At 64.5% G+C, this 22,930-nt stretch carries 20 protein-coding genes; 16 read left to right on the top strand and 4 right to left on the bottom strand.

The window, feature by feature from the left end; all coding sequences use genetic code 11:
* Nucleotides 1-27: 27 nt before the first annotated feature.
* Nucleotides 28-813, bottom strand: coding sequence for an energy transducer TonB (locus tag GGR39_RS04545; protein ID WP_183616079.1), 786 nt, complete (start codon nucleotides 811-813; stop codon nucleotides 28-30).
* A 154-nt stretch (nucleotides 814-967) separates the two neighbouring features.
* On the opposite strand from GGR39_RS04545, the gene GGR39_RS04540 reads away from it, so the two are divergent.
* The 10 genes from GGR39_RS04540 to GGR39_RS17520 all read left to right on the top strand — a co-directional run bounded on the left by GGR39_RS04540 (nucleotide 968) and on the right by GGR39_RS17520 (nucleotide 14,229).
* Entirely contained in the window at nucleotides 968-1,663 is a 696-nt protein-coding gene (locus tag GGR39_RS04540) for a PepSY-associated TM helix domain-containing protein (RefSeq protein ID WP_183616078.1), read from the top strand.
* A 23-nt stretch (nucleotides 1,664-1,686) separates the two neighbouring features.
* Nucleotides 1,687-2,169 carry a DUF2271 domain-containing protein gene (locus tag GGR39_RS04535; RefSeq protein ID WP_058735218.1) on the top strand — a complete coding sequence of 161 codons (483 nt, stop codon included), beginning with the start codon at nucleotides 1,687-1,689 and terminating at the stop codon, nucleotides 2,167-2,169.
* A 45-nt stretch (nucleotides 2,170-2,214) separates the two neighbouring features.
* Nucleotides 2,215-3,108 carry a DUF4198 domain-containing protein gene (locus GGR39_RS04530; RefSeq protein ID WP_183616077.1) on the top strand — a complete coding sequence of 298 codons (894 nt, stop codon included), beginning with the start codon at nucleotides 2,215-2,217 and terminating at the stop codon, nucleotides 3,106-3,108.
* A 7-nt stretch (nucleotides 3,109-3,115) separates the two neighbouring features.
* Nucleotides 3,116-4,096 (top strand): FAD:protein FMN transferase, encoded by a 981-nt coding sequence (locus tag GGR39_RS04525; protein ID WP_183616076.1) that lies wholly within the window; start codon nucleotides 3,116-3,118, stop codon nucleotides 4,094-4,096.
* A 135-nt stretch (nucleotides 4,097-4,231) separates the two neighbouring features.
* Nucleotides 4,232-6,637: a TonB-dependent receptor gene (locus GGR39_RS04520; RefSeq protein ID WP_183616075.1), complete on the top strand. Its 2,406-nt coding sequence runs from the start codon at nucleotides 4,232-4,234 to the stop codon at nucleotides 6,635-6,637.
* Between the two features lie 101 nt (nucleotides 6,638-6,738).
* The gene (locus tag GGR39_RS04515) at nucleotides 6,739-7,419 is read left to right on the top strand and encodes a Fe2+-dependent dioxygenase (protein ID WP_183616074.1); all 681 of its coding nucleotides are present in this window, start codon (nucleotides 6,739-6,741) and stop codon (nucleotides 7,417-7,419) included.
* The gene (locus GGR39_RS04510) at nucleotides 7,416-8,537 is read left to right on the top strand and encodes an alpha-hydroxy acid oxidase (RefSeq protein ID WP_343055771.1); all 1,122 of its coding nucleotides are present in this window, start codon (nucleotides 7,416-7,418) and stop codon (nucleotides 8,535-8,537) included. The genes GGR39_RS04515 and GGR39_RS04510 overlap by 4 nt, the downstream gene beginning before the upstream one ends.
* Before the next feature lie 106 nt (nucleotides 8,538-8,643).
* Nucleotides 8,644-11,322, top strand: a complete 2,679-nt coding sequence (locus tag GGR39_RS04505) for a M1 family metallopeptidase (RefSeq protein WP_183616072.1) — start codon at nucleotides 8,644-8,646, stop codon at nucleotides 11,320-11,322.
* Nucleotides 11,323-11,489: 167 nt separating this feature from the next.
* Entirely contained in the window at nucleotides 11,490-14,057 is a 2,568-nt protein-coding gene (locus tag GGR39_RS04500) for a sensor domain-containing protein (protein WP_343055809.1), read from the top strand.
* Nucleotides 14,058-14,145: 88 nt separating this feature from the next.
* On the top strand, nucleotides 14,146-14,229 hold the full coding sequence (locus GGR39_RS17520; protein ID WP_425490588.1) for a DUF4287 domain-containing protein: 84 nt from the start codon (nucleotides 14,146-14,148) through the stop codon (nucleotides 14,227-14,229).
* Between the two features lie 52 nt (nucleotides 14,230-14,281).
* Here GGR39_RS17520 and GGR39_RS04490 read toward each other — a convergent pair whose 3' ends face one another.
* Nucleotides 14,282-15,475: a DUF2252 family protein gene (locus GGR39_RS04490; protein WP_183616070.1), complete on the bottom strand. Its 1,194-nt coding sequence runs from the start codon at nucleotides 15,473-15,475 to the stop codon at nucleotides 14,282-14,284.
* A gap of 192 nt (nucleotides 15,476-15,667) precedes the next feature.
* On the opposite strand from GGR39_RS04490, the gene GGR39_RS04485 reads away from it, so the two are divergent.
* Complete coding sequence (locus GGR39_RS04485; protein WP_183616069.1) at nucleotides 15,668-16,246, top strand: MarR family winged helix-turn-helix transcriptional regulator; 579 nt, start codon at nucleotides 15,668-15,670, stop codon at nucleotides 16,244-16,246.
* Nucleotides 16,243-16,488, top strand: a complete 246-nt coding sequence (locus GGR39_RS04480) for a DUF3253 domain-containing protein (RefSeq protein WP_058735227.1) — start codon at nucleotides 16,243-16,245, stop codon at nucleotides 16,486-16,488. Before GGR39_RS04485 ends, GGR39_RS04480 begins: the two co-directional genes overlap by 4 nt.
* A gap of 42 nt (nucleotides 16,489-16,530) precedes the next feature.
* Here GGR39_RS04480 and GGR39_RS04475 read toward each other — a convergent pair whose 3' ends face one another.
* Entirely contained in the window at nucleotides 16,531-17,856 is a 1,326-nt protein-coding gene (locus tag GGR39_RS04475; protein WP_058735228.1) for a chloride channel protein, read from the bottom strand.
* Nucleotides 17,857-17,991: 135 nt separating this feature from the next.
* Here GGR39_RS04475 and GGR39_RS04470 point away from each other — a divergent pair, with 135 nt between their 5' ends.
* From GGR39_RS04470 to GGR39_RS04455, 4 genes are all read left to right on the top strand, one after another.
* On the top strand, nucleotides 17,992-19,461 hold the full coding sequence (locus tag GGR39_RS04470; protein ID WP_246388328.1) for a DUF389 domain-containing protein: 1,470 nt from the start codon (nucleotides 17,992-17,994) through the stop codon (nucleotides 19,459-19,461).
* 130 nt (nucleotides 19,462-19,591) lie between these two features.
* Nucleotides 19,592-19,858 carry a GlsB/YeaQ/YmgE family stress response membrane protein gene (locus GGR39_RS04465; protein ID WP_058735230.1) on the top strand — a complete coding sequence of 89 codons (267 nt, stop codon included), beginning with the start codon at nucleotides 19,592-19,594 and terminating at the stop codon, nucleotides 19,856-19,858.
* Nucleotides 19,859-19,993: 135 nt separating this feature from the next.
* Complete coding sequence (locus GGR39_RS04460; RefSeq protein WP_183616067.1) at nucleotides 19,994-20,320, top strand: entericidin EcnAB; 327 nt, start codon at nucleotides 19,994-19,996, stop codon at nucleotides 20,318-20,320.
* Nucleotides 20,321-20,459: 139 nt separating this feature from the next.
* The gene (locus GGR39_RS04455) at nucleotides 20,460-22,151 is read left to right on the top strand and encodes a M28 family metallopeptidase (protein ID WP_425490582.1); all 1,692 of its coding nucleotides are present in this window, start codon (nucleotides 20,460-20,462) and stop codon (nucleotides 22,149-22,151) included.
* Nucleotides 22,152-22,155: 4 nt separating this feature from the next.
* On the opposite strand, the gene GGR39_RS04450 is transcribed toward GGR39_RS04455, so the two are convergent.
* Entirely contained in the window at nucleotides 22,156-22,926 is a 771-nt protein-coding gene (locus GGR39_RS04450) for an SDR family oxidoreductase (RefSeq protein ID WP_183616066.1), read from the bottom strand.
* Nucleotides 22,927-22,930: the final 4 nt, after the last annotated feature.

Genomic DNA, 22,930 nt, shown 5'->3' with positions numbered 1-22,930 from the left:
GGTTGCAGGTGCGAAAAAAGAGCCTTCTCAGGCCAGAGCGAAGGTTACCGGCACCATGCCGCGCACCGCGACTGGCTGGCCGTTCTGCTTTTGCGGAGCCCAGCGCCAGCGGCGCACGGCGGTCAGCGCCGCTTTGTCCAACTGGTCGCTACCACTGCTGACCGCGATCTGCAGATCCTCCACGCGACCATCCGGGCCGACGAGGACGCGCAGTTTCACGGTGCCCTGCTCTCGGCGGCGGCGGGCATCGATGGGATAGACCGGAGGCCTTGCGGAGATCACCTGGCTGGACAAGTCCCCGCCCTCGACCGGTGTCGCCGCGACCGGGGCGGCCGCCACCGGCGCGTTCGGAACCGGCACGCGCGGCGCTTCCACCACGCTGGGCTGGATCGGCGGCGGCAAGTCCATCGCCACCTTTTGGGGCCCGGGCGCGGGCAGCGTGATCATTGGCTTGGGAACGAAGGCCTGTTCGGGCGGGGTGATCGGCTTGTCGAGCGATTTGGCGGGAGGGGGCGGGGGCGGAGGCGTAGTGTCCAGCTGCTTCATCGCCACCACGGTCAGCCGCTGCTGCTCCTTTTGCTGGGCCACGATGCTCAACGTCGCCAACGCCGCGCCGGTCGCCAGCAGGACCGCTGCGGAGGCAAGCGCGGCGACCGGTCCGGCACGACGGGACGGCTGATAGACCGCTCGCTCGTACGCCACGGGTTCTGTGACAGGCTCTATCGTGCGGAACGAGGGAGCCTCCAGCGCCAACCGCCCTCCGGCGCGATCAGCCTTCGTTGCTGTTGTAAGGCTCAATGCCAGCGTCGCCATGCGTGCCCCTTCTTCGCTCGATGCCAAATCAGGCTATTGCGAGTCATTCGCATAGGCACTATCAGCAGCGCCGTCCAGACCTAAACCGGCTGCGTTCCAGCCTGTGGTCCTTCTCCGGCGATCCGTCCGCCTAGCCAAGAAAGCCCGCCCGCCCGTGGATGCCGCCGAAACCGCCCCGCCTCCTGTCAGCCTCAGGGCTTCCCAGCCGGCGGCGAAGGCCGTTTCCACGCCGCGCAAAAGCCGCAAGGCGCGCACGTTCTGGCTGAAACAACTGCACACCTGGCATTGGATCAGCGCCGCGGTATCGCTCACCGCGATGCTGCTGTTCGCGATCACCGGCATCACGCTGAACCACGCCGCCTCGATCGCGGCGGAGCCGGTGGTGACGCAAAGCAGCGGCAAGCTGCCGATGGCCATGGTGGAGCGCCTGCCCCGCGCCAACGATGGCCATGACCCCCTGCCCCCCGCCGTGGCGCAAGCGATCGCGGGCACGATACCGCTGGACCCGTCAGGCTTCGCGGCGGACTGGTCTGATGAGGGCGAGGTCTATGTCGCCATGCCCGGCCCCGGCCGTGACGCATGGGTCAGCATCGATCGCACTTCGGGCGCCATCAGCGCTGAGCGCACCGAGCGTGGCTGGGTTTCCTACCTGAATGACCTGCACAAGGGCCGCAACACCGGCTCGGCATGGTTCTGGTTCATCGATGTCTTCGCCGGGGCTTGCCTTGTGTTCACGGTAACCGGGTTGATCCTGCTGCAACTTCACGCGCGCCATCGCCCGTCCACCTGGCCGCTGGTCGGCCTCAGCCTCGCCATACCGTTGGTGATCGCCCTTTTCTTCATTCACTGACCGCGAAAGGTCCGCTCTTGCCGATGAACCTGAAAACCCTGCCCTCGATCCCGCTGCTCGCCGCGACGACGATGGCCGTCCCCGCCGCCGCCGCGACCGTCAGCGTCACCGTTCCACGCATCAACGTGGCGGAATATCACAAGCCCTACGTCGTCGGCTGGCTGGAGCCGGTGGCCGGTGGCGAGGCGAAGACGGTGTTCGTCTGGTACGACCTGAAAAAGGGCGGGCGCGAGCCGGGCACGAAGTGGCTGGCGGATTTGCGCACCTGGTGGCGCAAGGGCGGCCGTTCGCTCAAGCTGCCCGCCGACGGCGTGAGCGGCGCGACCCGCGCGCCCGGCACGTACCAGATCCCGCTGCCCAACGTGCCTGCGGGCCAGTACGTCCTCAAGGTCGAAGCCGCGCGCGAAACCGGCGGGCGCGAACTGGTTTCCGTGCCGATCACGGTGCCGCGCGGCGGCGGCGCGGCCTCGGGCAAGACCGAGCTTGGGGCGGTGTCGATCCGCTGATCGCCGCGTTCCGCACGACTTCATCACCATCAACAGGGAATCACCATGAACATCCGTCACGCCCTGATCGCCGCCGCCGCGTTTGGCTCCGCGCTTTCCACTCCCGCCATGGCGCATCGCCAGTGGCTGCTGCCTTCCACCACCACGCTTGCCGGAACCAGCGAGTACGTGACGGTGGACGGCGCGGTTTCCAACGACCTGTTCTATGCCGATCACTTTCCGATCGATCCCGCCCAGATCAAGGTCTGGGCCCCCGATGGCACCGAAGGCCAAGTGGAGAACGCGGCCACGCTGCGGTATCGCTCCACGTTTGACGTGAAGATCGACAAGCCAGGCACCTGGGTGATCGGAATGGAGCGCACCGGGCTGATGGGCTCGTTCAAGGTGAACGGCGAAACCTGGCGCGTCGGCAACCGCGGGCGCAACGGCGGCGGGGGAGCGGGCGGCAGGATGCCCGGTCCGGCGATGAACCGCCCCGCTGGCGAGGCTGCGCCCAAGTTCGTCGCCACGGCAGCGGAAATCCCCGCCAACGCGACGGACGTGAAGCTGAGCGAGACGATCGCGCGCAACTACGTTTACGTCACCGCGGATGCGCCCACCGCCGCCAGCTACCGCGTGACCGGCAAGGGCCTGGAGTTCCAGCCGATCACTTTGCCCGGCAGCCTCGTCGCCGACGAAGAAGGCCAGTTCCGCTTCCTGGTGGACGGCAAGCCCGCCGCCGGCCTGACCGTGGCGGTGGTGCCCGGCGCCAAGAAGTATCGCGAGGCCGAAGATGCGCAGGAGCTGAAGACCGGTGCGGACGGCGTACTCCACGTCAAGTGGCCGGTGCCGGGCATGTACTGGCTGAACGCCACCACCACGGACGTCAAGACGACTGAGCCCAAGGCCACCGAACGCCGTTTGAGCTTCACGACGGTGCTGGAAGTGGTCGCACCCTGAGCCCACCTTGCGCCTCGCCGTCCCGCTAGAGATCGACCCCGGCGCGCTGTCCGGGTGGAAGCCGGGTGCGCCCGTGGTCGATCTGCGGGGCGAGACGATGGGCACGACATGGCACGTGCGCCTGGCCCAGCCGCCGGGCTTGCACGTCAACTCCCTGCGCCAAGCGATCGAGCAGCGGCTTGAGGCGATCCTGGCGCAGATGAGCCACTGGCGTGAGGATTCGCTCCTTGGCGGGTTCAACCGCGCCGCCGCGGGCACCTGGCTTGCGCTCCCGGCAGACTTCGCGACGGTCTGGGAGGCGGCTTTATCTGTTGGGGAAGCCAGCGGCGGCGCATTCGATGCGGCGGCGGGGCGACTGGTCAACCTCGGGGGCTTTGGCCCTACGCCGGCAGCGCAGGCCCCGGATCACGATGCGATCGGGCAATCGCTCCGACACGTCGGCGCGCACCGTCTTGCCTACGATGCCGAAACCAGGCGCCTGCGTCAGCCGGGCGGCGTCCATCTGGATTTTTCCGGCATCGCCAAGGGCTTTGCGGTCGACGCCCTGGGCGAATTGCTGACGCGGCGCGGTTGCCACCATGCGCTGGTGGAGATCGGCGGCGAACTGCTCGGCCTCGGTCTGCGCCCTGACGGCGATCCATGGTGGGTCGATCTGGAAACTCCGACCGCGGAGAGCGCACCCCTGCGGATCGCGCTGCACCAGATGGCAGTCGCCACCTCGGGCGACTACGTACGCGGACGCCACACGATCGATCCACGAACCGGCGCTGCCGTCCCGCATATGCTGAGCCTGAGCGTCTTGCACCGCAGCGCGATGATGGCTGACGCTTGGGCCACGGCTTTGACGGTGCTGCCACCATCAGAGATGCAGTGGCTCGCCACTCGCGAGCGGCTTGCGGTTCGCGCACTGGCCAGAGACGAGCAAGGCGTGATGGAATGGATCAGTCCGGCGCTGGAGCGGATGATGGTCGACGCTGCGGTCGACTGATCCAGGTCGAAACCCTTTTTGCAATCGATTTGCAATAAAGTTACCCGTCCATCATTTTCTAGCTTGCTACTGCGACTGACTCTCAATATCGGACCTCTCACTGCATGACCTGAAACTCAAGAGGGGGGAATTCTGATGTCATCCAAGGGATCATTCACCGCGCGCCGCACGTTCCTGGCGCTATCCTGCATCGCACCCGCTTTCACTTCGACGGCGCAGGCGCAGCAGACCGAAAGCGCCGAGCGATCGCTGGGCAGCGTCACGGTGACCGAGAGCGCGATCGTCGACGAACCGGGCCGCAAGCTGGAATCGCCCAAGCGCACCCGCACCGTTCGCGATACGCCCCAGACCATCACCGTCCTGACCAACGAAGTGATCGAGCAGCAGAACCTGCTGACGCTGCGCGACGTGCTCTCGACCGTTCCCGGCGTCACCTTCGGCGCTGGTGAAGGCGGCACCGGCCCGGGCGACAACATCACCTTTCGCGGCTACAGCGCCAGCAACGACATCACCGTTGACGGTGTGCGCGACAGCGCGCAGATCACTCGCACCGACACGTTCAACCTGCAGCAGATCGAAGTCACCAACGGCGCGAACTCGGTTATCTCGGGCGTCGGCTCCACCGGCGGCAACATCAACTTGGTCACCAAGCGCCCATTGGCGAATGACGCCTATGTCGCCACCGCCGGCATCGGCACCGACAACTACTATCGCGCCACGGTGGACCTCAACCGCCGCGTCAACGACCTGATCGCCTTCCGTCTCAACGCGATGTGGCATCGCAACGACGTGCCGGGCCGCGATGTGGATGATTACAAGCGCTGGGGTGTCGCGCCCTCGGTCACGATCGGTGTGGATAGCCCGAACCGCCTGACCCTGCAGTATTGGCACCAGGAGGACGACAACACGCCGCAGTACGGCGTGCCCTACTACGGTGGACGGATCGTACCCGGCGTCGATCGCAGCGACTATTTCGGCTATCGCAATGTCGACAAGCAGAAAATCAATATCGATCAGGCGACCGCCATCTTCGAGCATGAATTCAGCGACAAGGTTTCGATCCGCAACCTCGCCCGCTGGCAGGATTCGCGCCAGACCACTATCGTGGCCCCGCCGCAAGGCACGTACTGCCTGACAAATGGGTTGACCCCGCTGGGCGCCGCTTGTCCCACCAATGTCCCGCGCGGCTATTACCTGGCAAGCGGTCCACGCGGTAACACCCGCATCACTCGCAACCAGCTGATGTTCGACCAGATCGATCTGCGCGCCCTGTTCAATACCGGTGCGATCGAACACACCGTCGATCTCGGCGCGGCCGCCACCTGGGAACAGTATGATCTCGATACCGGCAACGTCCTGCGCAATCCCAATGGCAGCCCGGCCTATGCCAGCTTCCCGCTGATCAACATCGCCAATCCCGGCACGGTGGTGCCCGGCCCTGCCCCCTTCACCTATGGCAACAACGTATACAACGGACCTTTGAACTTCGTCCGGGGCAGCCATGTTCTGAGTGAACAATCGAACGTCGCCGCTTATCTTCTGGACACGATGAAGCTGGGCAAGCTGGAACTGAACGCCGCTGCCCGTGTCGAGCGCAACGTCGGCACCAACGACACCATCAACTATTGCGCCACGTTCACCGGTTGCACGTTATTCAATCGCCCGTATCAGTTCCGCCAGATCACCACCGCGCCGCGAGGGCGGGTGGCGGACACGCTATTTTCGTATCGCGTGGGCCTGAACTACAAGCCCACCGAAGCGGTCAGCCTCTACGCGGCCTACGGCAACTCGCAGACGCCGTCGAAGAACTCGGTCAACGGATCGTGCACGGCGGACGGGCTGAATCCGGACGGCTCGATCATCACCGGTACGACCTGCAACATAAATCCGGAAACGGCGAAGAACTACGAGATCGGCGCGAAGGCCGAACTGTTCAATGGCGGTTTGCTGCTCACCGCCGCTGCTTTCCGCAACGAGCGTGACAAGTACGCGGTCGTCTCCGGCGATATCGTTCCCAATCAGCAGCTGGACGGCAAGTCCCGCGTCGATGGTATCGCGCTGGGCGCATCGGGCATGATCACGCCCAATTGGTCGATCACGGCGAACTACACGTACCTGAAAGCCAAGTTGCTTCAGTCCGTGTCCGACAACTGCCTGGCGAATCCTGGCACCGGCTCCTGCACCAACACCCCCCTCAACCCCAATCCCGGCGCGGGCCAGTATCTGCCGCAGACACCCAAGCATTCGGGCAGCCTGTTCACCACCTATCGCCTGCCGTTCGGCCTGACCGTGGGTTATGGCTTCACGTATCAGGGCAGCTTCCTGCTGACCGCCCGCACGCCGACCACCCCGGCGATCCGCTCGCAGGACTTCCTGATCCACCAGGCCTATCTGGCCTACGATTTCTCACCCAATGTCTCGGCACAACTCAACGTGAAGAACGTGGGTGACAAGCTGTACTTCACCCGCATCCGCAACAATGGCTGGGCAACGCCAGGCGATGCGCGTGCGGCGGTGCTGACCATCACGGCGAAGATGTAAGTCCTCCTCTCCAAGGATGGACGGCCCGGCGGATGCAAGCCCTATGCATCCGTCGGGCTTTTCCTTTTGCAAGGGCGTCGCCGCGGCGGCAAGGATGGGGCATGGTCGTCGATATCCCCGAACTGTTCTCGCGCGAGGAAGTGCGCCAGATGCGTGCTTTGCTGGAGAGCGCCGCCTGGACGGACGGGCGCACCACCGCCGGTCATCGCGCCGCGCGGGTAAAGGACAACGAGCAACTGGCCGCCAGCGATCCGCTGGCGCAGAAGCTGGGCCAGCAAGTGCTGGAGCGGCTGGGCCAGACCCCACTGTTCATCGCCGCCGCGCTGCCCGCGCGTGTCCTGCCGCCCCGCTTCTCGCGCTATGCGGGCGCGGGGCAGTACGGCGATCATGTCGACAATGCGATCTTCCCGATGCCGGGCACGGGCGAGCATCTGCGCTCCGACATCTCGGCCACGCTGTTCCTCAGCGATCCTGACGAATACGACGGCGGCGAACTGGTGATCGCGGACACATTCGGCACGCACAGCGCCAAGCCGGCGGCGGGGCATCTGATCGTCTACCCCGGCAGCAGCCTCCACCGTGTCGCCCCGGTGACGCGCGGCGTGCGCTATGCCGCGTTTTTCTGGACGCAAAGCTTTGTGCCTTCGCCCGAGCGGCGGCGATTGCTGTTCGATCTGGATGGCGCGATTCAGTCTTTGGCAGGCGATCATCCGGAGCATGGCTCGGTCGATACCTTCACGCAGATCTATCACAATCTCCTGCGCCAATGGTCGCAGACGTGATTAAGCCGCCGCATGCCACCGTGCCGCCGGGCATCACCACCCTGGCGGATTATGAGGCAGCGGCGCAAGCGCATCTCCCCCCCGAAGTCTGGCGACACATCCAGGAAGGCGCTGGCGAGGAGCGGACACTGGCGCGAAACCGCGCCGCCTTCGCACGATGGGGGTTTCTACCGCGCGCCATGGCAGACTTGCGCGGCGGGACCACGGCATTGTCGCTGTTTGGCCGCGCTCATCTTGCGCCGCTGATGCTGGCGCCCATCGCCTATCAACGCCTGGCCCATCCCGATGGCGAACTGGCAGTGACGCGCGCGGCCGCCGCGCTGGGCGCAGGGATGATCGCCAGTACCCTGTCCAGCGTCTCGTTGGAGGAAATCGCCCACACCGCCCGTGACGCGTCCCGCCAGCTTGGCCTCGCGCCTTCGCCCCTGTGGTTCCAGCTCTATCTTCAGCCCGATCGGGCCGACTCCCTGGCGCTGGTTCGCCGGGCGGAGGCGGCCGGTTTCGAAGCGATCGTGCTGACGGTGGATGCGGCGATCAAGCCAGCCGGACTGTCGCTTCCCGCCGGAATCGAAGCCGCCAACCTCAAAGGCATGACGCGACTGCGCCAGACCGCGACGGCAGGCGGCCGCATCATTTTGGGCACTGCGCTGGCGGATGCGGCACCGCGCTGGGAAGACCTGGAATGGCTGCGCGCCACGACACGCCTGCCGGTGCTCGTAAAGGGCATGCTGCTGGACGAAGACGCCCGTCGCGCGGTGGAAATGGGCGCGGATGGGTTGATCCTGTCGAACCACGGCGGCCGTGTGCTGGATGGGCTGCCCAGTCCGCTGGACGTTCTGCCTGGCCTTCGCGAAGCGATCGGCACGTCGCTGCCAGTGCTGATCGACAGCGGCATACGTTCCGGCGCGGACATGGCCAAGGCGATCGCGCTGGGGACGACTGCCGTGCTTCTGGGCCGACCGCAGATGCACGCCCTTGCCGTAGCCGGGATGGCCGGTGCCGCACACGCGCTGCACCTTTTGCGCACCGAATTGGAGATGACGATGGCGCAGCTTGGCTGCCCCACCCTCGCCGATTTGACGCCCCGCAGACTCATCCGCATCCATGGCGAATTTTGACGGGCTCCTACCGCCGCTTCAATCGTTGACTGGATTGACGAACAACTGCGCGCTAGATGCATTGTTACGTCGACACGAATTTTTCCGATAGCGGAGCATTCTTTTCATGCGCTCATTACCCCGCACCTTCGCCACGATCTCCGCCATCGCCGCGCTGGCGACCGCTTGGCCCACGTTGGCGGCCCCTGCGGCCAGCGCCGCCGCCCCGCTTGATCAGTCCATCCCCAGCGACTTGCCACGAACGGCGCGTCCCTCGCACTATCAGATCGAAGTGACCCCTAATGCCACTGACCTGACCTTCGCCGGCAAGGCGCGGATCGACTTGCAAGTCTTCACCCAAGCTTCCTCGCTGACCGTGCATGGCAATGGCCTAAAGGTCGCTTCGGCCCAGCTGATCGCCGCAAAGGGTGGCAAGAGCCTGCCGCTCACCGTCGCCGCAGATGATGCCGCACAAACCTTGCGCTTCGATTCCGCCAGCCCGATCGCGCCAGGGGCCTATCGCCTGGACATCACGTATTCCGGAACGATCGGCACGCAGCCGTCCGGCCTTTTCGCGCTGAATTACCCGGACAAGCGCACCGGCAAGGACACGCGCGCCCTCTTCACCCAGTTCGAAGCGCCCGATGCGCGCCGCTTCGTGCCCAGCTTTGACGAGCCCAGCTACAAGGCCACGTTCGATCTTTCCGCCATCGTTCCCGCCAACCTGATGGCCGTCAGCAACATGCCCGCCGCGCGCGAGGAAAAGCTGAGCGGCGGCCTGAAGCGCGTCACCTTCGCCACCACTCCGCGCATGAGTTCGTACCTGCTGTTCTTCGGCATGGGCGATTTCGAGCGCACGGTTAAGAAGGCGGCGGACGGCGTGGAAGTGGGCATCATCGCCCCTGCCGGAAGCGGCGATAAGGCCAACTATGCCCGCGATGGCCTGGCCGAAATCCTGCCCTGGTTCGATGACTACTTCGGCGTGAAGTTTCCCCTGCCCAAGCTGGACAATATCGCCGCCCCCGGCAGTTCGCAGTTCTTCGGCGCGATGGAGAACTGGGGCGCGATCATGACGTTCGAGCGTATCCTGCTGCTCGATCCCGCTACCACCAGCCCCGCCGAGATCCAGGATATTTACAGCACGCAGGCGCACGAAACGGCGCACCAGTGGTTCGGCGATCTCGTCACCATGGCATGGTGGGACGACATCTGGCTGAACGAAGGCTTCGCCAGCTGGGCGGCGGACAAGATCACCGCGCATTTTCATCCTGAGTGGGACTTCCAGCTGAACGGCGTGGACGGGCGTGAAGGGGCAATGGCGCAGGACGCCCTGCCCACCACGCACCCGGTGGTCCAAAAGATCCGCACCGTCTCCGAGATGGAGCAGGCGTTTGACTCGATCACGTACGAGAAGGGCCAGGCGACGATCGCCATGCTGGAGGACTATGTCGGCGCGGACATCTGGCGCGCGGGGCTGCGCAGCTACATGACCAAGCACGCCTATGGCAACACGGTCAGCAGCGACTTGTGGACCGCGATCGAAGGCGCGGGCGCGAAGGACGTGAACCGTATCGCGCAGGCATTCACCACCATTCCCGGTGTCCCGATGCTGCGCGTGCAGTCCGCCACCTGCAAAGCAGGGCAGACGAGCCTTGCCTTGACGCAGGACGCCTTCTCCCTCGATCCGCAAAGCCGTGGTGGCGCAAAGCCGCTCTGGCCGATGCCATTGCTGATCAGCGTGGGCGATGCTGCGCCCACACGGCACCTGATGGCGCAAAAGACCGAGACGGTGACGCTGGCGGGCTGTGGGCCGGTGCTGGTGAACAGCGGCCAGCTTGGCTATTATCGCACGCTCTACGATGCCCCTTCGCTCACCAAGCTGACGCAGACGTTCGGGTCGTTGAAGCCGATCGACCAGTATGGACTGGTGCGGGACAATCTCTCGCTCTCGATGGCGGGCTACCAGGACATGGCGGCGGGGATGAACCTGCTGTCGGCCATGCCGGCCAACGCCAGCGCCACCCTGGCAGCCGATACCGCCGCGCTTTGGCAGATGACCTACGGCCTGCTGGAAAAGGGCCCGGTGCGCGATCGCATGGGCGCGCTGATCTCTCGCACATGGTCGACGCGCCTGCAGCAGTTGGGCTTCGAGCCGAAAGCCGGAGAGGCGCTGACCGACACCAAGCTGCGCGCGCAATTGATCGCCACCCTGGGCGTTGCCGGCGATACCGCCGTCGTCACCGAAGCGCGCCGCAAGCTGCAGGCCCTGGCCACGAACCCCGCCGCGCTCGACGGGCCGCTGAAGCGCACTTGGCTCGATGTTGCCGCTCGCAATGCCACGCGGGCCGATTGGGATCTGTTGCGCCAGCAAGCGGGCAAGGCGTCGGGCGTGGTGGAGCGCCAGCTTTATCTCAGCAGCCTGGGTCGAGCAGACGACCAGGCCTTGGCCAAGGAAACCCTCGCGCTCGCCATTTCCGGCACGCCAGACGCCACCAGCGCTTCGCAGATGATCGCCTCGGTCGGCAGCGTGCATCCCGAGCTTGCGTTCGATTTCGTGCGCGCCAACCAGGCTGCGGTGTACAAACTGGTGGAACGCGCCGGACGCCCCCGCTTTATCGCCCGGATCGTTGCCGCCAGCACCGACCCGAAGATGGAGGGCAAACTGAAGACCTTTGCCGCCACCTTGCCTGCGGACGAGGCCAAGCCGGTGGTGCAGGCGCAGACCGCGTTGCGCCAGCGCGTGGCCACGCGTCCCACGCAGCGCGCGCAGTTGGCAGCCTGGCTGGCAAAGTCCGCACGGCGTTGACGTGGGGGATAGTGCCTGAAGGAACGGGAGAAAGGACCGCATCGCCTGTAATTAAGGAGATCACCTGCCCAGGCTGAACACCTTGTTAAGCCTCTCAATAGTAACGGTCAGACCATACCGGGACGCTTTGCCCCTTCGGGGGCGGGCGATGGGCCGTTTTGAGAGAGGTGACCTTCGTGCGGCAAGCCGCTCCTCCTTGCGAAAGCCAGGCCGCATCGGCGCTCGACGCGCTGCATCTGGCCGGGCTTCAGCGCAAATTTCAGGCCGCCACGTCCAATTTGAACGGGGTGAGCTGGGTCGCGTCGGCGGAGTTCATGGAAACGCTGAGCAAGTCGCAAGTCGGCGTCATTCATCGCTCGTCCAAGGGGACGGTCCTGGCGGTCAACGCCTTTTATCAAGAGCTGATCGGGCGAGAGGACGAGGACTTCGCCCATATCAACATCCAGGATCACGCCCATCCCGAGGAAGCGGAAAACATCCTTCACCGCTACCGCGAAAATGCGGTGACGCGTCAATCCTACCAAATGAATCGGCGCTATGTGCGGTCTGACGGCACCGAACGCTGGGGCACGGTCCATGTAAGTTTCCTGCAGGACGGTTCCTCGATCGGTATCGTCCTGGACGAGACCATTCGCCGTCAGGCCGAGGCGGACTTGCGGGAGAGTGAGGAGCACTACCGCAATACCGTGGAATTGAGCCCACAATATGCCTGGACGACCGGCCTTGATGGCAAGATGTCGGCCATCAGCTCACGATGGCTGGAGAAGGTCGGAGCAAAACCGGGGACCTACCTGGGCGATGTCTGGCGCTCCACCGTGCACCCCGACAATCTTTCGGACATTCGCGAAGCCTGGGCCCGCGCGCAGATAGACGGCCAGCCGATCGACGTGGAATACCGGGCCAACGTCGGCGAAGGCTATCGCTGGTTCCGATCCCGCGGCGCGCCGCGACTGGACGAACAGGGCAATGTCGTGCGCTGGTATGGCGCGGTCGAGGATATCGACGATCGCAAGCGCGCGGAGCAGGCCCTGCGCGAAAGCGAGGAACGCTTCCGCCTGGCCGCCCAGGCCGCCGGGATCGGCATCTGGGACTTCGATACGGTGCAGAACAGGTGGGAATGGTCCGCCGAATTCAAGCAGATGCTGGGCCTGCCGAATGAGGTTCAGCCAGACCTTCGCTTGGCGATGACGCTGATCGTCGCGGAGGATCGGCCTGCCTTGTCCCATCTGATCCGCACCGTGGAGGCCAACGCCAGCGATCACCGCTTCGAAGCGTTCCTCCGCATCCACCGCGCCGATGATGACGCAATTCGCTGCCTGCAAATCAACGGCTGGCGCATTCAGGAAACCCACGGACGCGTCCAGCGCGTGCTTGTGACCCTGAGCGATGTGACCGAACAGCACAACAGCAGCGCCCGCATGCACTGGATGGCCAGTCACGATGCACTGACCGGGCTGCCCAATCGCGGGAGCCTGAACGACGCACTGGAAGCTGCGATCGCACAGGCCCGCGAAAACAATGAGAGCCTGGCCCTGGTGATGTTCGACATCGACGGGTTCAAGGAGGCGAACGATACGATCGGCCATGATGCCGGTGACCTGCTGCTTTGCGGTTTCGCCAAGCGGCTGGAGCGGTGCATCGGCGACCGGGGATTCGTGGCGCGCTTTGGCGGCGATGAGTTCGCAGCGTTCCTGCCCCGTTGCCGCGCGGACGAACTGGTCGCCCTGTTATCACCCGCGCTGCAGGATGACGGCGGGGTCTATCATGACGGCATCGGGTTGGACTGCAACGCCACGGCCGGGGCCGCTTTCTTCCCGGACCACGGCGATACGGGCGAAGACTTGCTGAAGACGGCGGATGTGGCCCTTTATGCCGGCAAGGCTTCGCATCGGGGGATGCTGACGGTGTTCCGGCCGGATATGCGCGCGAGCATCCAGCATCGCGCCGCGATGCTGGCCACCGCCCGGCGCGTGATCAACGAAGCGCGGGTGCGCCCGTTCTATCAGCCCAAGGTATCGCTGGCGGGTGGGCACGTGGCCGGGTTCGAGGCGCTGCTGCGCTGGCAAGATGCGGATGGCGCCATCCGCGGTCCAGATAGCCTGAGCGCCGCGTTCGAGGATTTGAGCCTGGCCCCGGTCCTGGGCGAACGGATGCTGGAAGCGATCTGCCGAGATATGGCCCATTGGCTCAACCAGGGCCTGCCGTTCGGCCGCGTTGCCATCAACCTGTCACCTGCCGAATTCCGGCGGGAGGATTTGTTCGATCGCGTGATGTCGCAGCTCCATCGCCATCGGGTTCCGCCTTCGCTGCTGGAATTGGAAGTGACGGAAACGGTCTTCCTGGGACGCGGCGCGGAAACCGTGGCGGACGTGCTGCGCAAGTTCCATGACGAGGGATTGTCCCTGGCACTGGACGATTTCGGTACCGGCTACGCCTCGCTGACGCACTTGCAGGCGTTCCCGGTGGACGTGATCAAGATCGACCGCAGCTTCGTCACCAACTTGTCGCACGGGTCCACCAACGCCGCGATCGTCGATGCGATCATCGGGCTGGCGGGACGGCTTGGCATGGACGTCATCGCCGAGGGGATCGAGACGCAAAGCGAAGCGGATTACCTGATCGAGCATGGATGCGGCTTTGGCCAGGGCTACCTGTTCGGCGCCGCCGTTGCGGGAGAAGCCGTCGAGCGGCGGCTGATGCAAGCCGGCACGGCGATCATCCGCACCGCCGGCTGAGCGCGCCCCGGCCCGAGACCAGCGGAACCTAGCGCAGCATACATCGCTGCCGCCCGCCGATCGGTCTTGCGCGTCTTCACCGGAATTGGTGACCATGCTGAAAACCGAACATGGCATGGGCCATGGCCATGCCAACGCTATCGTCGCGCATACTTTGACGGAGAAGACCTGAGGGCGGCGGATAACCGGGCGCAAAGGGTAGCGCCCAGGCTTCGTCTGGCAGGCTAGGCAGCCAGAGCGTACCGCCGACAATGCTCAAGATAGCCCGCCTCGTGCCTGCCCGCCAGGGACACGACGCTTTCCCACAGCCAGGATGGCGCATCGATCTTGCCGCGCCGGTCTGCATCCAACATGCTGCCCCATTCCGCACGCTGCCCGATGTTAAGCTGGCGACCGTGAGCCTTGCCGATCACGAACGCTAGGTAGCGCGCAGCCTTGATCGCTTCTCCCTGGCTGAATTGCTCCACCTCCAGCTTGAGGTCTTGCGGCGCCAATTCGCGAATGAACAAGGTGCGATCGAGCATGCTGACCGGGATCATCCGGGAACCAAGATGGGGTGACAACGCACGGGCCGCGGCTGCCACCCGGTGGGCATTATCGGACGGCATGGTGACGCCGGGGTAAGCCGGAGCGACCGGTGCGACGGCTTCCTTGATATCTACCAACGCGTAGTCCGAACGTCCCCGCGCATTCTCCAGCCCGACGATGACGGCATAGCGAAGCAGCCCGAGCGAACTGCAACCCTTCATCCAATAGGCCGCATCCACCACGCGGACGCGCCGATCCTTGTCCTTGTGATCGAGCGAGAGGATAAGCTGGGCCACGGACGGATCGGCGAACACCCCTTCAAGGGCATCGCGCTCTTCCTTGCTAAGCGCCCAGAATTTCTTGCCGATGGGCAACGTCGGTTCGACGGCATCCAACCGTTCCTTCGCCAAATGCTTCCAACGACGGCCCAGCGCCTGCCGCTTGACGCTGCGCACCACATCGGGCTCCACGCCGGGATTGCCGCTGGTGGGATCGGCGATCGCAGCCGCATAGCCCTGGACCATTTCCTCCATCATCCGCGCCGTGATCACGCCCGGAAGGTCCGAACCCCGGGCAGCGGTGGCCAGAGAAAGCCCCAGCCGGATGAGATCATGCGCGGGATTGCCGATGACCGCCTGATCCAGGTCTCGAACCTGAATCTCGATACGGCCGTCTCCCGCCGCCAGCGGCCCCAGATTACCAAGGTGGGCATCGCCGCAAATCCAGATTGCCGGCCCATCCGGCACACGCGGAGCGTGCGGCCCAGCCTGCAACCAATCATAGAAAGCGGCGGTATTCCCCCTGACATAGGCATGAGCCGACCGCGCCATCTTCCGCGTGCGACTGGCTTCCAATATGGCTTGACGATCGGAACGGCCCGGCGTGGTCATCGATGTCATCTCCTCTGCAGCCAGAAACGTCTCACGATCGGCTTTGTAACAGAGTGTTTCCCGAAAGGGCGGTCCCGACGATGGCCAAGCAGTCTTGCCGATCGCCAATGCGCCGTTCCGCAACGCTCTATTGCGACGGCCAGCCCAGGCGCTTATCCCGGCTTCCCACAATTTCAGGCTTGGCGAACTGTCTTGAAGAAAGCGGATACCAGACACAGCGCGCCAAGCGAATCCGCACCGCCCGATCTGATCGACGAGGCGGAGCGGGCCTGGACCACCGATACTTCTGCCTACAACGCACGCATCTACGCCGTCAGCACCCGCATCCTCTATGTCGCCACCTTGATCGAGCAGAGCTTTGGCGCCCAGGCACAGTCGCACGGAATGAACACCGGAGAGATGCTGGTTCTGGATGCCCTTCACCGGCTTGGCCCGCCGTTCGAGACAACGCCTGTGCGACTGCGCAAGCAGTTCTTCATCTCCTTTGCGGGGATCGGCAAGAGGATCACCAAGCTGGCCGATCTGGGCTATATCGAGCGAACGACACACGCGCCCGGTCGCGGAAGCCAGATGGTTCGCCTGTCACCCGCCGGGCTGGCGGTTCTACGCTCAAGCGAGAACGGCCTGGACGCTGCCCACACGCGGGCCCTTGCCACGATGGATGGCACGGAGGTCGAAATGCTGGGCGGGCTGCTACGCAACTTGCAGCAGCGCATTCAGAAGGCGACCTCCGCCGCTCTTCCCTCGCCGCCGATCGCTGGTGACGATTGACGGCTTGCGCCTCCGATACGACGCTCAGGCTTCTGTCAGCCCGCGCACCGGAGGCGACTGTGTGCCCGAGCGAAGTCGCCAGAGCGATCGCGCTGGATGGCGCCTGGCGAGAGGCGATGCCGCTGGTTCATGCCGCCGTCGATCGCCTGGTGCAGGAGGGGCGCGTCCGGCTCAGTTGGAAAGGCAAGCCGCTCTCCACCCGCGCCGGCCCGTACCGCATTGGTCGCGCAAGTCGGTTCTGAAACGCGGATTGGCGTTTCAGCAGTGCCGATGAGCCCTTTCGATCAGGCCGATGATCGCATGGCGAAGGTCTTGGAAAGGCCATGGTACAGCTTTTCCCGGCAGACCAAAGTGCTGGCCCCATCCGCGAGAAACGCCGTGGCGAACATCGGCAGCATCAGGCCCCGGCTCGCAGTCGTTTCGGACAGGATGATGACGGCGGTCAACGGCGCCCGGACTACGCCCGCGAAATAGCCGACCATGCCCAAAATCACGACCGCCGATGAAGGCGAGTCGGGGAAGACGCCGCGCAGGATATTGCCGATCCCAGCTCCCACCGACAGTGACGGCGCAAAAATGCCGCCGGGCAGGCCCGCGACCGCCGTGGCGAGAGTGGATACGAACTTGGCCGGGCCGAACCACAGCGGCGCATCCACGCCGGTGATCATCGCACGGGCGGCGCCATAGCCGGTTCCCCAGGTCAGCCCGGTCAGGCAGCCCAGGCCTCCGACCACCAGGCCGCACAGCGCCGCGAACTGCACCGGTCTTGCCTTCGACCAGCGCGTGATTGCATGCGGGCCGGTCGCCAACGCCAGCATCAGGCGTGAGAACAAGCCGCCGGTCACACCGCCGACCAATCCGGCTACGGGCACCACGAACAGCGCCGATCCCAGCCCCATGTGCGCCCCTATCAGCCCGAAGTAGACGTAATCGCCTTGCACCGATTGGGCGACCATGCCGGCGATCACGATCGCCGCGATCACCAACAGCGTCACGCGCTGTTCGTATGCTGACGCCAGTTCCTCAATCGCGAAGAGCAACCCGGCGAGCGGCGTATTGAACGCCGCCGCCACCCCGGCGGCGCCGCCCGCGATCAGCACCGCCCCGCGCAATGGAACGCGCAGCACACGATGGCTGAGCCCCATCACTGCCGCAGCGATCTGCACCGTCGGCCCCTCGCGCCCGACCGAGGCTCCACCCAGCACCGCCACCAGCGTCAGCAGCGCTTTGCCGACTACCGTGCGGATCGACACCAGGGATTGCGTGGCCGCCTCGGGATCGGACTGCGCGGCGATGACTTGCGGGATACCGGACCCGCGCGCCAGCGGCACATAGCGGCGCGTGATCCAGACCAGCCCGGCGAAGATCAACGGTGTGGAGACCAGCGGCACGTATGGGTAGCGGGCCACATATCGCTCGAACAAGGCACCTGCCGCATCAGCCGCCAGCGCGAAGACTGTCGCGGCCAACCCAATGACGACCGCCCCCAAAAGGATGGCCAATCGCGTGCGGAAACGCACCGATTGTGGGCCACGGCTGCGCAGCAGGGCGCGATAGCGGCCAGCGGTCCACTTGCGGGAGCCCGATCGGGGCGATCGCCTGTCTATCATTGCGCCGCTCTATCAACCCGGGCCAAGAATGCCAGCGCGGGTCGCCATGGGCGAGCAACTCCCCTACCAAGCCTGATCTCCAGCAGCAGGTGAACGCAGACGATGGTGGTTGAAGTAGCAGAAGGACGAGGCAGGTTGCGGCGGTGGTGGTCTATCTGGGTTGTCGGCGGCGTCGACCACGACGCTGTCCTGCGCCAGATCACGGAGGATTCCGGCTGGAGCGGGCGTTATGCGTTCCTGATCGTTATCTCTGCCGCGATATCCCTGCTCGGGCTGCTGATGCCATCGGTGGCGGTTCTGATCGGCGCGATGCTGCTATCGCCATTGATGATGCCGATCATCGGTCTGGGCTTTGGCATCGCCACGGTCGACACGAGCGAGATGCGCCGCGCGGCAACGGCCCTTGTCGCCGGAGCGCTGATCGCGGTGGCGCTGTCGGTTGTATGCGTCACGCTATCGCCGATCCAGACGATCACCAGCGAGATCGCGGGCCGCACCCGCCCTACGCTGTTCGACCTGCTCGTCGCCCTGCTCTCGGCGGTTGCGGGTGCCTACGCGCTGATCCGGGGGCGTGGGGGCACGGTGGTGGGCGTGGCGATCGCCATTGCCCTGATGCCGCCGCTGGTCGTGGTCGGCTTTGGCATCGCCACGCTGAACTGGACGGTCTTTGCCGGCTCGCTGCTGCTATTCGTGACCAACGCCATCACCATCGCGTTGACGGCGGCCCTGGTGGCGCGCTGCTATGGTTTTGGCAGTCATTTGTCGCCCCAGCATACCGGGTGGCAGCTGATCCTGTTTTTCGTGGGGCTGGGATTGCTGTCGATTCCGCTGGGAGCAGCGTTGCGGCAGATCGCGTTCGAAGCGGTGGCGCAGCGCCAGGTGCGTGAAACAATCAGCGCGCGCTTCTCCGATGCGTCACGGCTGGGCCAGCTGGACATCGATTACAGCGCGCGGCCGATCCGGATACGCGCTGTGGTGTTGACGCCCCGGCTGGATCCCAGCGCGGATCGCGTCCTGGCGGCAGACCTGCGGCAGCGGCTCGCGCGCCCGATCGACGTCCATGTCGATCAGCTGCGCGTCGCTCCTGAGAATACGAGCGTGGAAGCCGCGCAGATCGCGCGAGCGAACAGTACGACGGTCCGGGACAACGAACGCCAGCAAAGAGCCGTTGCCGATCTTGCGCTGATCGCGGGTGTTACGCCCCAGTCCGTGGCAGCGGATGCCGCCGCCCGGACACTGAAGGTAACGGCCTCGCCCCTGCCAGGCCTGCCGATGGCGGGCTATCGCGCCCTCGAAGACCGGGCAAACCAGGCTTTGCCGCAATGGACCGTCAACTTGGTGCCACCCGACGAAGCCACCCTGCCCGCGCTGCGCATAGCATCCGGCGTCATCGATGATGAGGCATTGCGCCTGTCCGCCTGGGCCTCCGCCCGACGTGGCCTTCCGCTCGCGGTCTCAGGCGGCACGCTGGCGCAGCGCGAAGCCGTCGCTCGCGGTATTCAGGACAGAGACGGCCAGGCAACAGTCGGCCCCGCCGCAGGACTGCTGAGGTTGGCATGGCCCGTAAGTGCAAGCGCCGCTCCACAGCAGGAATCGGCAAACTAATAAACTCACGGGAGGATGGGAAACACGATGGCGTAAAAGCTGATGCGCTCAAAAGCCGGAACAATCCTACCCCACGCAAATTCTTATCATGCGCAAATACGCACACATGCGCCTGGAGGAGGATTAGCACATGGGCTGGATTATTGCTTTGATCGTTGGTGGTGTCGCCGGTTGGCTTGCAAGCCTGGTTATGAATCGGGATGCATCGATGGGCGTGGTGCTGAACATCGTCGTCGGTTGTATCGGCTCCCTCATTGGCAACGCTCTTGCCGGCCCCCTGCTGGGCGTGCGTGGAAGCGTGCAGGAATTTTCGCTCGTCGGACTGATCATCGCGTTTGTTGGTGCCGTCATCCTGCTGGCCATCGTGAACTTCTTCAAGCGCGGTTCGGTGCGTTAAGGCACCGCCCGAAAACGAGATTGCAGCCGCCGCGTTGTGCGCATGCAAGCCCACCCAGGGTGGCGAACTTGGCGTGGCGGCTGCAATCTTGAGCTCATCATTGAAAGTGTCTCACCAGAATAGGACGATCAGAACATGCGTAAATTGATGATTGTCGCGGCAAGCGCGGCCATGGCGATCGGTGTATCTGCGTGCTCTGAAAAAACGCAGGATACGGCAGCTGAAGCAGCGAAGTCGGCCGGTGACGATGTTGAGGCCGCCGGAGACGCCGCAGGACACGCCGTTAAGAAGAGCGTCAACGCCGCCGGAGATGCCGTGTCAGATGCAGGACACGCTGTTTCGAAGGCCGCCGATAAAGCAGCTGCCGAGGCGGATGAATTCGGAGGAAAGGCTGAGAATGCCCGGGCCCGCGTTGAGGCCGATGCTCAAAACGAGTCAGTCGAAAAGGCCAAGCGCGACTAAATACAAAAGAAGCCCGAAATAGCTGCGAATATTATGGTAAAGGAATGACGGGGCATCTGCGATGCAACGCAGCGGATATCTTCGCGTTTGCCGGCCGTCGGAGGCAATCGCCAACGTGGTCTAGGCGAGGATCGTTTGGATGTCTAAGATCGCCGGAATGACAAAATCCCATCTTCTGGCGACCTTATCCGCCGCGTTCACTCTTGCTGTTTGCGCCCCGGCGCTCGCGGAAATCAAAGTCGACCCGGCAAGCATTACGCGCGATGTCAAAACTCTTGCCTCTGACGCGTTCGAGGGGCGGGCACCGGGCACGACGGGCGAGACACGAACGATCGAATACCTCATTGAGCGCCTCCGGCAGTCGGGCTTGGAACCTGGCGGTCCAGCGGGGCAGTGGGTTCAGGCGGTACCCCTGTTGCACACCACCTTGGGTCAAGGACCGGTGAGCCTTGGCTCAACGCCCGTGTCTCAGGGGCGGGAAATCTACCTTTCGACGCTACGCCCCGATGATACGGCTCGCGTCGAAAAGGCACCGATGGTCTTTGTTGGTTATGGCGTGAATGCCCCCGAGCGACAATGGGATGACTTCAAGGGCGTCGACCTGACGGGCAAAGTCGCTGTCTTCCTGATCAACGATCCGGATTTCTCTGCCGCTCCGGATGAGGCGGTTTCCGGGAATTTCGGCGGTCGCAAGATGACCTACTACGGGCGCTGGACCTATAAGTTTGAGGAAGCGGCAAGGCGCGGCGCGATCGGCGCGCTTATCGTTCATGACACGCCGGGAGCGGGGTATGGCTGGAATGTCGTAACCAGCCCGCGAGGCGAAAACTACGACATCCTGCGCAAGCCCGAAAACCTGATCAGTCTGCGCGTGCAAGGCTGGATCGAGGGGACGGCGGCCACAGACATGTTCCAGCAGGCGGGGCTTGATCTGGGCCAGTTGCGTATCGCGGCTCGCAAAGCCGATTTTCGGCCCGTGCCACTCAGCGGTCTGACATTCAGCGCCGCCCTCCCCGTTACCCACGAAGATGTGATCAGCCACAACGTGCTTGGCCGCATCCCCGGCGCCAGGCACCCCGAAGAAGTGGTGTTTCTTGGAGCTCACTGGGACGCTTACGGCAAGGGTGAGCCAGATGCGAAGGGCCGCGTATTTCGAGCAGGTGCCAATGACGATGCCCTGGGGGTTGCAGGCCTACTGGAAATCGCGCGGGCCATGAAGACAGGGCCGGTGCCGGATCGCAGCGTCATGTTCGCGTTCTGGACGGCGGAAGAGCGTGGCCTTCTTGGTAGTGAGTTCTACGCAGCAACCCCGGTCTATCCGATCGAGAAAACCGTCGCCAACCTGACCTTGGACATTCTGCAAACCGCGGGTGCGGCAAAAGATGTCGTGCTCGTCGGGCAAGGTCAAAATACGCTTGAGAACGACATGGCGCGCATTGCCAAGGATCAGGGGCGCACAGTCACACCCGAAAGCCTGCCCGAGCGCGGACTGTTCTATCGCGCCGACCATTTCTCATTTGCCAAGCGAGGCGTCCCGGTATTGCTGCAAATGGGCATCGCTGGCGCATCTGACCTGAAGCAGGGGGGCCGGACCGCCGGACAGGCTTGGATCGATAATTACACGGGCAACTGCTACCATCAGGCCTGCGATGCTTGGGAACCAGCTTGGGACATCACAGGTGCCGTCCAGGACATCGAACTGGTGGGCACCCTGGCTCAAGATCTGGCAACTTCATCAAAGTGGCCCGAATGGAAGCCCGGTTCCGAGTTCAAGGCCATTCGCGACAAAACATCTTCGGCAAGACGCCAGCTCGCAGAGAAGCGGCAATAGGTCGTTAATCGGCGTAGATCATCTTGCGGGTCATGCCGCCATCGACCACGAATTGCTGGCCGGTGATGAAGCCCGCGCCCTCGGAGGCGAGGAAGGCGACGGTGGCGGCAATATCGCGGGGGGTGCCGACCCGGCCGGCGGGGTGCTGTTTCCGATCGATCGGGCGATGCTTTGCCTCGATCCGCTTCGCCGCCTTTTGCCAGGGTCCGGTTTCGATCCAGCCCGGCAGGATGGCGTTCACGCGAATGTCGGGGCCCAGGCTGATCGCCAGCGCATGCGCCATGGCGCAAAGGCCGCCCTTGGCCGTGGCATAGGCCTCGCATTCCGGTTCGGACTGCAAGGCCCGGGTAGAGGCCATCAGCACGATCGCCCCCTTGCGCATCCGCAGCAGCGGCACGGCCGCGCGCACCATCAAAAATGCGCCAGTGACGTGGCTATCCTGCCACTGTCGCCACCGCTTCAGGTCCAGTTCCTCGATCGGGCCGCTTACCGGATCGGCCAGCCCGGCGTTGGAGACGAGCAGATCGATTCCAGCCGGCTCCCCGGCCTTTTCGTTCCACGCTTTCAGGCGATCGAAGGCCTTGGCGACCTGGCTCTCACTGCCGACATCCGCTCGAACCGCCAGCAACTCTGTGACCGGTAGCTCGCCGGCAAGGTCGCTAATCGCCTCCGCGTCGCTGTCTATCGCGACCACTCGCCAGCCATCGGCCAGCAAGTGTTCGACGATGCCCTTGCCGATCCCCTGCGCGCCACCCGTGACGATTGCCGTTCGCATTGCC

This window comes from Novosphingobium fluoreni (genome assembly GCF_014196615.1).
GTDB lineage: Bacteria > Pseudomonadota > Alphaproteobacteria > Sphingomonadales > Sphingomonadaceae > Novosphingobium > Novosphingobium fluoreni.
This window is presented reverse-complemented; position numbering and strand designations above follow the sequence as displayed.